General features: G+C 38.7%; 13 protein-coding genes. 10 read left to right on the forward strand and 3 right to left on the reverse strand.

Going from position 1 to position 14,006, the window contains the following annotated elements; all coding sequences use genetic code 11:
- The first annotated feature begins 270 nt into the window (after window positions 1–270).
- The 8 genes from asnB (at window position 271) to CDC37_RS01200 (ending at window position 9,597) form a co-directional block, all read left to right on the forward strand.
- Window positions 271–2,064 (forward strand): asparagine synthase (glutamine-hydrolyzing), encoded by a 1,794-nt coding sequence (asnB, locus tag CDC37_RS01165; RefSeq protein ID WP_096620104.1) that lies wholly within the window; start codon window positions 271–273, stop codon window positions 2,062–2,064.
- Entirely contained in the window at window positions 2,061–3,275 is a 1,215-nt protein-coding gene (locus CDC37_RS01170) for a glycosyltransferase (protein ID WP_096620105.1), read from the forward strand. Before asnB ends, CDC37_RS01170 begins: the two co-directional genes overlap by 4 nt.
- Window positions 3,276–3,792: 517 nt before the next feature.
- Complete coding sequence (locus CDC37_RS01175; protein ID WP_096625789.1) at window positions 3,793–4,560, forward strand: glycosyltransferase family 2 protein; 768 nt, start codon at window positions 3,793–3,795, stop codon at window positions 4,558–4,560.
- A 172-nt stretch (window positions 4,561–4,732) separates the two neighbouring features.
- The gene (locus tag CDC37_RS01180; protein WP_096620106.1) at window positions 4,733–5,332 is read left to right on the forward strand and encodes a YdcF family protein; all 600 of its coding nucleotides are present in this window, start codon (window positions 4,733–4,735) and stop codon (window positions 5,330–5,332) included.
- Window positions 5,319–5,888, forward strand: coding sequence for a putative colanic acid biosynthesis acetyltransferase (locus CDC37_RS01185; protein ID WP_096620107.1), 570 nt, complete (start codon window positions 5,319–5,321; stop codon window positions 5,886–5,888). Before CDC37_RS01180 ends, CDC37_RS01185 begins: the two co-directional genes overlap by 14 nt.
- 479 nt (window positions 5,889–6,367) lie before the next feature.
- Window positions 6,368–7,417, forward strand: a complete 1,050-nt coding sequence (locus CDC37_RS01190; protein ID WP_096620108.1) for a mevalonate kinase family protein — start codon at window positions 6,368–6,370, stop codon at window positions 7,415–7,417.
- Entirely contained in the window at window positions 7,410–8,297 is an 888-nt protein-coding gene (locus CDC37_RS01195) for a sugar phosphate nucleotidyltransferase (protein WP_231943178.1), read from the forward strand. The genes CDC37_RS01190 and CDC37_RS01195 overlap by 8 nt, the downstream gene beginning before the upstream one ends.
- 130 nt (window positions 8,298–8,427) lie before the next feature.
- A complete protein-coding gene (locus tag CDC37_RS01200) occupies window positions 8,428–9,597 on the forward strand; it encodes a glycosyltransferase (RefSeq protein ID WP_096620110.1) in 1,170 nt (389 codons plus the stop codon).
- A 339-nt stretch (window positions 9,598–9,936) separates the two neighbouring features.
- Here the strand turns inward: CDC37_RS01200 and CDC37_RS24640 are convergent, their stop codons facing one another.
- Together CDC37_RS24640 and CDC37_RS01205 are read right to left on the reverse strand one after the other, a co-directional pair.
- On the reverse strand, window positions 9,937–10,095 hold the full coding sequence (locus CDC37_RS24640) for a DUF6887 family protein (RefSeq protein ID WP_172892738.1): 159 nt from the start codon (window positions 10,093–10,095) through the stop codon (window positions 9,937–9,939).
- Window positions 10,092–10,277 (reverse strand): DUF6888 family protein, encoded by a 186-nt coding sequence (locus tag CDC37_RS01205; protein WP_096620111.1) that lies wholly within the window; start codon window positions 10,275–10,277, stop codon window positions 10,092–10,094. Before CDC37_RS01205 ends, CDC37_RS24640 begins: the two co-directional genes overlap by 4 nt.
- A gap of 375 nt (window positions 10,278–10,652) precedes the next feature.
- Here CDC37_RS01205 and CDC37_RS01210 point away from each other — a divergent pair, with 375 nt between their 5' ends.
- Together CDC37_RS01210 and CDC37_RS01215 are read left to right on the forward strand one after the other, a co-directional pair.
- Complete coding sequence (locus tag CDC37_RS01210; protein WP_096620112.1) at window positions 10,653–11,219, forward strand: RNA polymerase subunit sigma-24; 567 nt, start codon at window positions 10,653–10,655, stop codon at window positions 11,217–11,219.
- Between the two features lie 120 nt (window positions 11,220–11,339).
- Window positions 11,340–12,260, forward strand: a complete 921-nt coding sequence (locus tag CDC37_RS01215; RefSeq protein WP_096620113.1) for a hypothetical protein — start codon at window positions 11,340–11,342, stop codon at window positions 12,258–12,260.
- A gap of 437 nt (window positions 12,261–12,697) precedes the next feature.
- Here CDC37_RS01215 and ahcY read toward each other — a convergent pair whose 3' ends face one another.
- Complete coding sequence (gene ahcY, locus CDC37_RS01220) at window positions 12,698–13,975, reverse strand: adenosylhomocysteinase (RefSeq protein WP_096620114.1); 1,278 nt, start codon at window positions 13,973–13,975, stop codon at window positions 12,698–12,700.
- Window positions 13,976–14,006 lie beyond the last annotated feature (31 nt).

A 14,006-nucleotide genomic window follows, 5' to 3' on the forward strand; every position in this document is an offset into this window, starting at 1 on the left:
CGCTCCGTCAGCGTGAATAATAACAATATTTTTATATAATATTGTTATCAAGTTCAACAAGGCTTAATTCTTTTTTTCTTCTTTATCGATTATCTCAAAATTTAGATAAAGTTTTAAATAAAGAGTGTCTTAATTTACATGATAATTGAAGTACAAATATCTACCATTATTTTATCAAGTGAGCTTGGTGGTCATCTATTCTTCTGTTGGTCTTGCAAACACTTGATGCAGACTTTTTCTAGATTCAAAACCTAACATCGAAAAAACAAAATGTGTGGAATTGCAGGTATTCTCGTGACTGGGACTGTTCAAGAGCAATTGGAGTGGTTGGTCAAACGTATGGAAAAGGCTTTACTCCACCGGGGACCAGATGACCAGGGTATTTATATTGCTCAAAATCGTAATTGCGCTTTTACCCATACCCGTCTTGCGATTCTAGATTTAAGTTCTGCGGGACATCAACCCATGTCCACAGCAGATGGACGTTACTGGATTACCTTTAATGGGGAAATTTATAACTTCCAGGAATTGCGATCGCAATTAGAAGCTCTTGGGGAAAAATTTTCTTCCCGTACAGATACGGAGGTTATTCTCAAGCTTTATCAGCGAACAGGAACAGACTGTGTTAAACAGTTACGGGGTATGTTTGCTTTTGCGATTTGGGATAATTTAGAACAAACCTGTTTTTTAGCACGAGACCCTTTAGGTATAAAACCTTTATACTATTGGCAATCCCATTCAACCCTAGTATTTGCTTCTGAGTTGCGAGCAGTCCTTGCTTCTGGGTTAATTGAAAAAACCCTAAGCAAAGAAGGATTATATGGTTATTTAGTTAGTGGTTCTGTACCTGAACCCCATACTCTGATTGAAGGTGTTTACTGTTTAGAAGCAGGACATACCCTATTTTGGGAAGCTGGTCAGGTCTCTAAAAGTTGTTATTGGCAAATTGATTTTTCCCCTGAGTCTATTTCTGAAGAAGATGCAATTGCAAAAGTGAGGAAAGCGCTGATAGATTCAATTCAGCATCACTTTGTGAGTGATGTACCAGTAGGCGTTTTTCTCAGTGGAGGAATAGATTCAACAGCTATTGTTGCTCTTTCTCGTCAAGTTCAATCCGGTTCTCTCCATACCTATTCAATTGCATTTGCAGAAAAGGAATGGAATGAGGGGGATTTAGCACAAAATGTTGCTAATCATTTCCAGACAAAGCATACTGAGTATAAAATTACTGCAAGTGAAGGAAGAAAATTATTACCACACTATTTAGCTGCAATTGACCAACCAAGTATTGATGGTTTTAATACATTTTGTGTTTCTCGTGTTGCGCATCAATCTGGATCAAAAGTTGTTCTATCTGGATTAGGTGGGGATGAAATGTTTGGAGGATATAAATCTTTTCAAACAGTTCCACGAATGATACACACACGCCAAAAATTAAAAACTTTACAGCCGATGTTAGCTAGTGTTGGAATGGGTTTAGAACGTTGGGGAACATCTACGCAAGTGCGACGTTTAGGAGATTTTCTTCAATGTAATCCTACTACTGAAACAGCCTATCGTAGTTTTAGAGGAATTTTTTCTCACTGGGAAGCTCGTCAAATTATTCAGTCTTACTTTCATTACGAATCACTTCCAGAAAGGAATAATTCAATTGTTACTCGAAGCTTTCCTTCTTTGGAGGACGAAATTAGCTGGTTAGAAATTAGTCGTTACATGCGAAATCAATTACTCAAAGATAGTGATGTGATGAGTATGGGTTGGGGTTTAGAATTGAGGGTGCCATTTGTGGATAAACAACTATTAGAATCGATTGCTTCTATTCCCAGTAATTTACGCTTACAACTTGGTAAAAAAATTTTGGTACAAGCTGTTCCGGAAATACCCGATTGGATTTTTAATCGTCCGAAGCGAGGATTTATGTTTCCTTACGAAGCATGGATGCAAACAGAATGGCAGGATATATTTTCTGATATCCAATATCCTCCTCACGTTTCTCTCAAACCTTGGTATCGTCGTTGGAGTTTGGCAATTATTAATTACTGGTGGAGGGAAATTTCGTTATGAGAGTTTTGCATGTAATTCCTTCCGTTGCACCTGTGAGGGGGGGACCTTCGGAAGCTATTTTGGCCATGGTGAATGCGCTACGTTCTGCTGAAATCAATGCAGAGATTGCTACTACTAATGATAATGGTGTTGATTTATTAGATGTACCGACAGGAAAATGTGTTAATTATCCTTTGGGTACAATTGAAGGGGATAAATCGGTTCCAATTTGGTTTTTTCCCCGTTTTTCCCCAAATTATCATCCCGTTAAGGAGTTCGCATTTTCGCGAGAAATGACACAATGGTTATGGCAAAATATCCGAAAATATGATTTGTTACACGTTCATGCCATTTTTTCCTACGCTTCCACTGCAACAATGGTGATCGCGCGTCTTCAAGGAGTTCCCTATATAGTTCGTCCTTTGGGTCAACTTTGTCAATGGTCACTTCAACAAAGCGCTCAGAAAAAACAGATTTATTTAAAGTTGATTGAAAAAGCCAATTTAAATCGAAGTCGGGGACTTCATCTAACTTCTGTTCAGGAGCAACAGGAAATTCATCCTTTGGGAATTTCTGCACCTAGCTTTATTTTACCGCATGGACTAAATCTTCCCAGTCTAATTCCCGATGCGAGAAATAAACTCAGACGGTTTTTTAATTTACCTCTTGATGAACCAATAATTTTATTTTTATCCCGTTTACATCCGAAAAAAGGGTTAGAATACTTAATTCCGTCTTTAGGAAATTTAGCTCACGAGCGTTTTACTTTGATTATTGGTGGTGATGGTTCCCAAGAATATAAATCGGAAATAGAGTCTCTGTTAGTTTCTTCCGGGATTCGTCAGCGTACTTATCTTCCTGGTTTTGTTACCGGGGAGATGAAAAATTTATTACTTCAAGGTTCAGATTTATTTGCATTGACATCTCATTCAGAAAATTTTGGAGTTGCAGTTATCGAGGCAATGGCATCTGGTTTACCAGTATTAGTGACTCCTGGTGTTGCTTTAGCTTCAGTTGTATCGGAACATGAAGCTGGTTATGTATCTGAACTAAATGTGAAGGCGATTACTAGTTGTATCGAGGGATATTTTCGCTATCCTCAAATGGCAAAAGAGATGGGAAATAGAGGTCAAAAATTAGTTTCACAAAGTTATACTTGGGATAGTGTAGCTAATCATCTAAATCATATATATCAGGAGATTATTTCTCAAAAATCAAAACTATTGATTTAATCACAAAACTATTTTGAAGATATTTTGTAGTAATTAAAATAGGTTATTCAATAATCATTTTCCGATGAATAAATAATTATCGATTGATTCCGTGACTGAAAATATGCTCGACATAAATTACAAACTTTTCATCTATACAAGTAGAACTTAAAATTAACTTAAATTGCTTATAATTGGTAATTTGTAGTTGATATATCAATACAGTTAGTTATGAATAATTGTAAGTTTGATTCTCCATCAAGTAAGCGCAACCTTTTAGTATACCGATCTCTTCGGGTTTTCCTTCCTCAACCCGACCTGCGCAATTCTAAATTTATTGAGTATTACTTTTAATCTCGAACTCTATCTCAGTGAGCCTTATCCCGCAAGGGGAATGGGTATACACACTCGTCAAATTATTCTAAAAAATATTCTCTGTAAAAAAATTACTGTCGATTTACAGCAGATTTCTACAAATATTTTTTAGGACATTTCGCAGGACAATTCTATGTACCAATAAAAATGATAATTAATTATGATGTTAGAAAAAATTACACCATTAATTTTGACATATAATGAGGCTCCCAACATCAATAGAACGCTTCAGTGTTTAACTTGGGCGCAGCAAATTGTTGTGATTGATAGCTTCAGTACAGATGAAACTATAGATATTCTATCCTCTTATCCACAAGTTCAAGTATTTCAACGAAAATTTGACACCCACGCAAATCAATGGAATTATGGCTTAGAAAAAGTAAAAACTGAGTGGATAATGTCTCTTGATGCGGATTATATTGTTACAAAAGAATTCGTTACAGAAATAATTTCTGTGTTGTCGAATAAAGAAATAAACGGCTATTTTGCTAGTTTTAAATATTGTATATTTGGTAAGCCTTTACATGGTTCAATACTACCACCTCGTCTGGTTTTATTTCGTAAAGAAAAAGCTATTTATATTGATGATGGGCATACTCAACTTTTAGAACTTACTGGCAAGTCTAGTAATTTAAGAACTTGCATTCACCACGATGACCGCAAATCCTTAAGTCGTTGGCTTTCATCCCAAGACCGCTATATGATTATTGAAGTTAAAAAACTTTTAGAAACACCAAACAGTCAACTTAGCTTGGGGGATAGGATTCGCAAACAAAAAATCTTAGCTCCTGCAATTATCCTATTTTATTGCCTGATCATCAAAGGTGGAATTCTTGACGGTTGGCATGGATGGTATTATGCATTTCAGCGAGTGTTAGCGGAAATTTTGTTAGGAATTCGTCTAATGGAAGCAGAGAAGTTAAAGGGTTAATTGCGATTTTGAGTTTAGGGTAGTCAGTTGAGGAAGTAGGAGAAAAATCCATCACTTACCACTTTGTGAGAAACCGACAATATACCCCTTCTTCAGCGATCGCATAACCCTAAATTGATTAGTTATTTTCTCTAAGCTATAAAAGTACTGTTAGCAACAGACGAAAGTAACTATGAAGCTCTACCGTCATCCTTTTATTTCTAAATATCTACTTTTCGGTATCATCGGTTTACTCATCCTCTCCGTCGCAATTATCCCCGTACGCATCGCGATCGCATCCTACCAGTATCCCCAACCCCAAGCAATTCTCACCCTTGGAGGTGGGATTGAACGGGAACAATACACCGCACGGTTTGCGCAATTCTACCCAGATTTGGATATTTGGGTATCAAGTGGGGTTCCTCCTCAACAAGCACAGGAAGTGTTTGCCAATGCTGGGATTGCCAAAGAAAGGGTGCATCTCGATTATCGTGCCATTGATACTGTAACCAATTTTACATCACTTGCAGAAGATTTCCATCGACTTGGTTTTCGTCATCTTTATTTAATTACCTCCGATTTTCATATGCGTCGAGCGAGAGCGATCGCCACATTGGTTTTAGGTAGTCAAGGTATTATTTTTACCCCTATCGCCATTCCCACCCAACAACCGCGCGAATCCCTGTTACGGGTAATTCGGGATAGTGGGCGATCGCTATTGTGGATTGTCACGGGACGCACGGGTGCAAGTCTCCATCCCCATAATTCTCCTCAATTTTATGCGTTTAGATAATTACTCAACAGGTACGTATAAACCCGGTGCAAATATTATTAAACAAATGCTCTGGTTTTTTCTCGGTTCACCGTTATTAGCAACACGGTGGATACCCATGTCGGGATTTAAGGTCATGGTACTGCGAATATTTGGAGCCAAAATTGGTCGAGGAGTGCGAATTAAACCGGGATTACGGGTAAAATTTCCGTGGCGATTAACGGTGGGTGATTATGCTTGGTTAGGGGAAGATGCATGGATTGATAATTTAGCAGAAGTGACTATTGGCGCTCACGCTTGCATTTCCCAAGGTGTTTATTTATGCACCGGAAACCATGATTGGAATCATCCTGACTTTAAATTAATTGTCGCTCCCATCCATATTCAAGAAAGTTGCTGGATTGCGGCAAAATCCGTAATCGGTCCAGGTGTGACCGTAGGAAGGGGTGCGGTTTTGGTGTTGGGGGGAGTTGCAGGAAAATCCCTCGAACCGATGACTGTATATGGGGGTAATCCTGCTCAACCAATTAAACAGCGTAAATTGGCTATGGAAGAAATTCACGTTTCTCATCGGTAATGCTATTTTAGATTTGAGATTTTGGATTGAGAATCCCTTTTTACAGCAATCCGATTGAAGTCGTGAAAAATAGCGCGTCGTTTACTGATGACTGGTGACTGTTAACCGTCAACCGTTAACAACCCTACATGTAAGGTTTTACAAATCCCGCTCTGACTGCGGTATATCTATTGGTGACAAGCTAAGGCATAAAATATTCCTGATTTTTAAACATAATTTATAATAAACCGAATGGTTATATTAGAACTTTATCTTTGGCATTGCTGAAGACAAACATGAATTGGAAATTTTACGTTGTGTAGACGTGGCTACGTCTCTACGATAACAACTTTGTGTAGACGTAGCAATGCTACGTCTCTACGATAACTTTGATTTTAATACTAAATCTGAATAAATATAATTCATACCCAAATTCAGCAACGCCTTATCTTTGTTATCCGTGGCATTTATTTTTCCAATTGGTGTAATTTTCAATAGCAATGAAACTTTTCGTACCTGGTAGGTTGTGTTTATTTGGTGAACATAGTGATTGGAGTGGAGGATATCGTCGAATTAATCCTGACTTGGGTGTGGGATACACCCTATTGGTGGGAACAAATCAGGGTTTATATGCAGATGTTACACCCCATGCTGATAGTTTAGTCATGGAGGTGAGTTTGGATGATGGGACACAGAAGTCCTTTGAGGTGAAAATGCACCCGGAACTTTTACTGGAAGCAGCACAAGCAGGTGATTTTTTTAGCTATGCTGCGGGGGTTGCGTACCGAATTCACCGAGATTTTCCTGTGGGAGGATTAAAAATCAACAATTACCATACTGATTTACCAATTAAAAAGGGTTTATCGTCGAGTGCGGCAATTTGCGTATTAGTGGCTAGGGCTTGGAATTTGGCGTATAATTTGCAACTTGGGATTCGGGAAGAAATGGAATATGCCTATTTAGGGGAAATTACAACCGGATCTCAATGTGGGAGGATGGATCAGGGTTGTGCCTATGGGAATGTACCCATAGCGATGTTGTTTGATGGCGATCGCGTGACGATTGAGGAGCTACAGGTTGGAAAAAATCTCTATTTTGTGGTGGTGGATTTAGCTGCAAGTAAGGACACCCAGAAAATTCTCGCGGATTTGAATGCTTGTTATCCGGTTGCGCAAAATCAAATTCATCGGGATGTGCAAAATTATTTAGGCAATATTAGTTATCAAATTACCAAAAATGCGATCGCTGCTCTGCAAGCTGGAGATGGTCAAACTTTGGGGGAGTTGATGCGCTATGCACAAACAGAATTCGATCGATACATGGTTCCCGCATCTCCCCAGCAGTTAACAGCCCCCATATTACACCAATTGCTCGACTACAAACCCATCCAAACCTATATTTGGGGTGGAAAAGGAGTGGGTTCCCAGGGGGATGGGACAGTCCAATTTATTGTGAAATCGGATGTGGAACAACTACAGGTAATGGATATAATTAAACGGGATTTTCCCCATATGCATCCATTTAAACTTACCATTTATGCCCGTGACTGAACCTGTAACAAAAATCAAAAAAGCTGTCATCCCTGCTGCGGGGTTCGGAACCAGGTTATTTCCCGCAACTAAAGTTGTGAAAAAAGAACTTTTTCCCATTATTGACCGGGATGGAAGAGCTAAACCAGCGATTTTATTAATCATCGAAGAAGCGATAAGTGCGGGAATTGAAGAAGTCGCCATTATTGTCCAACCCCAAGATAAAAAAACCTTTAAAACCCTATTTAATCGTCCCCCCAGTGCAGAGTTATTTGAAAAACTGACCCCGGAGAATCAAAAGTTTAGTAAATACCTGGTGGATTTAGGCGATCGCATTACATTTTTAACCCAAGAACAACAGGAAGGTTACGGTCACGCTGTCTACTGTGCGCGGGAATGGGTGGATAATCAGCCATTTTTATTGTTGTTGGGAGACCACATTTATCGCTCTCACCAAGATAAATCCTGCGCTCAACAACTTATGGAAGTGTATCATCGCCATCAAAATAATGTCATCGGTTTAGCAACAGTTAAGGGTGATTTATTACATAAAGTTGGCTGTGTCACCGGAAATTGGCAGGAGGAAAATACAACTTTAAATATTAGCGAAATTGCCGAAAAACCTAGTCTGGAATATGCGCGAGAAAAGCTGCAAGTTAGCGGAATTGGGGAAGATAATTTTTTAAGTATATTTGGTTTATATATCCTTTCTCCCACCATATTTGATTTATTAGCAGCCGATATTGCAAATAATGTCCGCATGAAAGGAGAATTTCAACTAACTACTTGTTTAGAAAAATTACGTGCAGCTGAAGGTATGACCGGGTATCTGGTCGATGGTAAATTATTTGACATTGGTATGCCAAACTTGTATTTAGAAACTTTAACCAGTTTTATTTAGAACTTACGCACTCGTGACGATAAATTAGGACAATACGGTTTAGATTAGGGAATATGTTTCCAAAAGTTGTGCTGACAGCCTGATTATTGCCTATTTTATCTTTCAACGGTATTGTACTTAGCCAGAAACAATGAAAAATCATACTTTCCATCTATGGTTTCCGAACATATTTGGATTTAAAGGCGGTATCCAAGTCTATTCCGCTTTTTTTTTACAAGCAATACAAAATATTGATCCCCAAAGCCAGTATGATATTTTTCTGAAACATGATGTCAATACTTCATCTGAGATTCCCTATTTACCCCACACTCGCTTTCACTTTTCTGGTGCTATTTCATCAAAATTGCGTACCTCTAGTTTTGCTTATAAAATAATTAGTCAAGGGTTTTTACAACAGCCGGATTTAATCATTTCTACCCACTTAAACTTTGCCCTTGCTGCTTACTGGTTAAAACGATTCAGAAACATTCCCTACTGGATTGTTGCTCATGGAATCGAAGCTTGGGATATCAAAAATACTGGCTTAAAAAATGCTTTATACCATGCGGATTTAATTTTAGCTGTTAGTAGCTACACCAGAAAACGCCTGATTTTAGAACAACAGCTTGACCCAAATAAAGTTGTTATTATCCCGAATACATTTGATATTCATCGCTTTATACCCCAGGAAAAACCGGAATATTTACTGGAAAAATATAAACTCACCAAGGAACAGCCTGTTATCCTAACAGTTTCCAGACTTGTAGAGGTAAAACGTTTCAAAGGATATGACCAAATTCTCAAAGCAATTCCTCTAATCCGTCAAGTTATTCCCGATATTCATTATCTAATTGTTGGCAAAGGTAATGATAGCAAAAGAATTGAGGAGTCAATTTTAAAAATGCAACTGCAAGATTACGTCACTTTAGTCGGATTCGTAGCGGATGAACAGCTTTGTGATTATTATAACCTCTGCGACTTGTTTGCTATGCCCGGTAAACGAGAAGGTTTTGGCATTGTTTATTTAGAAGCATTAGCTTGTGGTAAACCTGTATTGGCTGGGAATCAAGATGGGTCAGTAGATGCGCTTTGTCATGGTGAACTTGGTGCATTAATTAATCCTGATGATATCGATGAGATAGCTCAAACTATTATTCAAATTTTAAAAAGAAATTACCCTAATCCCCTTATGTATGAACCAGAGATGCTGCGACAAAAAGTAATTGATTCCTTTGGATTTACATCTTTTCAAAAAACTCTAGCTAATTACTTGGAATCTCATTTCCGTAGTCATCTAAAATTGGACACAAAATCATCATAATAAATAGCTAAACAACAATCGCGTCTCATTAGAATCAGGACTTATATCGATTCTCTTGTACTTTGCAATAAATGAAACTAGAATAATCAACGGTTACAGCTCCTGATATGTAGCAAGCATTGGCGTAAACGATATTAAAGGTTGTTTGTCAAGTATTAATTATCACTATTGTGACTATCGTCATGACTCTGGACATGGAGTCATAAAGCAGATTTTTCCTTCGAGAATGGTAGTTCATGCCATTTCATTGAGTACATCGATTTGCAATATCTGACGATAACCCTAACCTTACTACTAAATGCTTTTTTTAGTACGTTCGATAAATTCTGGATATTTTTCTCAATCTTCTGGTAATTCTAATGCAGGCATTTCGATCCAGGTTGCTTCTGTATGTAAACGATCAACATATGTTTGAAAAGCTTCTTTGTCTTCTCGGTGAGTGAGAACATAAGTATGTAGTTCTTTGCGGCTCATTGCTTTTAGATCAGGTTTGCTCATGCTACATACCTCCATTTTTTATTGGGATATATCTCTATGATATTCTCATCTCCAGCAATGAGAATAACATTTCCTGTGCGCTCATCGATACGGACTAAATTGATGGCTAAATAGGGCTTGCTAAACCAGACACATAAAAAGAAAAATTGCGTTTTTTGTTCTGCTGTTGAAGCTTTTGACATTTCAGATAGTCGCTACGTACCATTACGATCGCACAATTCAAACTAGTACATAAAAAAATAGCGATCGCACCCAAATCCGTAACGAAACGCGATCGCCATCCCAACACAATAATCAGCGTGATCGTAATCTCATCACTACAACTAGAGCGATCGCACTTCCGAACTAACACCTAATAAAACAGCGAAAGACTTCCGTTGCATAAGCTTCACACTTCCGAACCAACACCTACTGACACAACGAATAACTAACGTTGCAAAAGTTTTACATATAGACACTTAAAAGTCTGTGATTAAAATCACATTATTTTTCTCTGACTACGTATAATTATAAATACAATTAAAAAAATTCTGATTTAACTAAAAAAAGATTGACTTATGGATTTTGAAGATATTGCCAAAGAAGTTGCTGACAAAGCAGTGGAAAAAATAATTGGTAGTGATTTAAAAGTAGTAAAAGCTGTTGCTGAAACTAGTGCTGCTGCTGGTGCTGCTGTTAGTGCTGCTACGGGTTTATCTGTTGCTGCAACTTCAGGTGCGGGAATTACTTCCGGTTTAGCTGCTGCTGGTGGTGTTGTTGGTGGTGGGATGGCTGCTGCTCCTGCTGTACTAGCTGCTGGTCCTGCTTATGCTGGGGCAAAGATACTTAATAATACTTTGTTTAAGGACGAAGAAAATTTATCTGGAGAAGAACGGGATGCTCGTTCTGCTGCTAGAACAGCTACAAATATTGCTGCTGCTGCTGGTGTTGCTGGTGCTGGTATGGTTACAGTTGCAGGAGGTGCATCTGGTGCGGCAATCATGAGTACACTAGCAGGTATTGGTGGCGTTGTTGGTGGTGGTGCGATCGCTGGTACTGTGGTAGTTGCTGCTGCTCCTGTTGCTGTTGCTGCTGGGGTTGGATACGGGATATATAAGTTTTTTGGGGGCGGTAAGAATAAATAGATTGGTGTAGATTGAATTAAGTGTAACTTAACCCAACAAATGATTATTAATTAATATTCAATTGTTGGGTTTTACAATGTATACGAAAACATCAGATAAACATATTTGTTCATTCTAATTATGTTAGATGCAATATTTAATATTGGTACTATTATTATTAGTGAGTTTGTCAGAACTGCAACGATAGAAATTGTTCGTTACGCGATACACGAGATTCATCAGCGCGTCTCAAAATGGCAAAATGAACATAATTATACTAATTCAAATACCCGCTCATATAATAAAGCTTCTAAAGATGTTATCAATGAACTTGAGATTATTGATTCAGAGTTTGTTGAACTAGAGAGAAAGGTAAACTTCGATGGTTATTCTTCTCGACAAGATGAGGAACGCAAAGAAGAATTAGAGCTATTACGTTCTGAGAAGTTTAGTGAATATCAAAAACTGAAATCGATGGAAATAGCAGATGAACAGTGTGTAAGTCCTGAAAATTTTGAAACTTCTCAATTAAAAAGTGACAAGACTCATATATTACAATTTCATATGGGTCAAGTAGTTCTGGATAAAAAATGTAGTTGTGGTAGACCCATGATTTTACAATCTAAACAGCGTTTAGATGGCAGTATTTGCCAACTTAATGACTTCTTTTGGGCTTGCACTGGTTTTTACAATAATCCCCCTGTACAATGCAAAAATACACAACAATTTACAACTAAAGATGTAGGTCTTCTTCATCGTTCTAATATTTTTGAATTCCAAGTTTCAAGCCAAGATTTATCTATAATATTTAATGATACTTCTATTCAGAAATCAATTGTTTCCCGAATCAAATACCATATTAAGGAAAAAGATGATGATATACTATGCCCAATTCATAATGTGCCTATGATTTTAAGGGAAAAACGTAATCATTCAGGTGTTGCCCTGGATATGTTTTTTCTGGCGTGTCCTCATTTTGGATGTCAACAAATTGTCAAGTTGAAGTCACCGGCTCAATTAGCTGCTTATTTGAGGCGGAGAGAAGGACGGGGAATCTTATAATAACTATATTTATAAGTAATCAGAAATAGACTTGGCGTTGGTTTAATGGAGGCGCACTAATAAATTTGGCATTTTAACTAGACGTGAGTTCGATGATTTATAAAGCCTGAAACTCCTGTCCAGTAGCATTCGTAGAAAATAGAAGTTTTTAAAAACCTCCAAGTATAATGTTGAGAATAAAATCATTAAACCTGGAATCAGTCAGTTATGGACTTTGTTCTCAACTAATGGATGATGTTACTTTAAACCTTAACTTTTAAAATCATTGATTCACAGGGATTGTAGCGTTTATAATTCGTCGAATTCACGTTAAATGAAATGGCTAACAAAAAGAGAATGAGCTATGCCCATCCTCAAAAACAAAATAATCAAATTAGACTATTTCTTAGTAACTAGCAGGTTTTTAAAAACCCCTAATTATCACGATTCAAAAAACATTAAGTTCCCGAAGTCCAGGAGTTGATGTACTCGATTTGCTCATCCGTCAAAGTGTCAATGACAATACCCATTGCTTGCAACTTCAAGCGAGCGATTTCTTTGTCAACTTCCGCAGGGATGGAATGGATACCGGGTTGCAATTTACCTTTGTTTTTAACTAGGTATTCTGCACCCATTGCTTGGTTGGCAAAGCTCATGTCCATAACTGCACTGGGGTGGCCTTCGGCTGCTGCGAGGTTCACCAAACGACCTTCGCCGAGTACAACTACGGATTTACCGTTATTTAATTTATACTCTTGGGTAAAGGGACGAACTTCTTTGATTTCGTTGGCTTTGCTTGCTAGGGTTTTGAGGTCGATTTCGATATCGAAGTGGCCGGAGTTACAAACCATTGCGCCATCTTTCATCACGTCGAAGTGTTCACCCCGGATTACGTGTTTATTTCCGGTAACGGTGATAAATAGGTCGCCTAATGGTGCTGCTTCTGCCATTGGTAATACGCGGAAGCCGTCCATAACTGCTTCGATGGCTTTGATGGGGTCAATTTCGGTGACAATTACATTCGCACCTAAACCGCGAGCGCGCATGGCTGTACCTTTACCGCACCAACCGTAACCTGCGACAACTACGGTTTTACCTGCGAGGAGGACGTTAGTTGCGCGGATGATACCGTCGAGGGTGGATTGACCAGTACCATAACGGTTATCGAAGAAATGCTTTGTATCTGCGTCGTTGACGTTGATGGCTGGGAAGGTTAACACACCATCTTTTAACATCGCTTGCAAGCGGACAATACCTGTGGTGGTTTCTTCGGTGGTTCCGTACAGGTCAGCGATTTGATGGGGACGCTGTTGGATTAGGGTGGCTACTACGTCACAACCATCGTCGATGATGATATTAGGACGGTGGTCTAGGGCGATTTGCACATGACGGTGGTAGGTTGCGTCATCCTCACCTTTGATGGCGAATACGGGAATACCGTAATCGACTACTAAGCTTGCAGCTACGTCGTCCTGGGTGGACAGAGGATTGCTGGCAATTAATAATGCATCCGCACCACCAGCTTTGAGAGCGATCGCCAGATGGGCAGTTTCTGTAGTGACGTGACAACAAGCGGAAATTTTGATACCCGCAAAGGGCTTTTCTTTGGCAAAGCGATCGCGAATCTGTTTGAGAACTGGCATTTCTCGACCAGCCCACTCGATGCGCTGTCTTCCCAAGGTAGCTAGGGCGAGGTCTTTAACCTCGTGCTCTAATCGGGGAGATGTTGCAACCATTAAATGATTCCTCAATATATATTTGGATTTT

Source organism: Calothrix sp. NIES-3974 (assembly GCF_002368395.1).
In the GTDB taxonomy this organism is placed as follows: domain Bacteria; phylum Cyanobacteriota; class Cyanobacteriia; order Cyanobacteriales; family Nostocaceae; genus NIES-3974.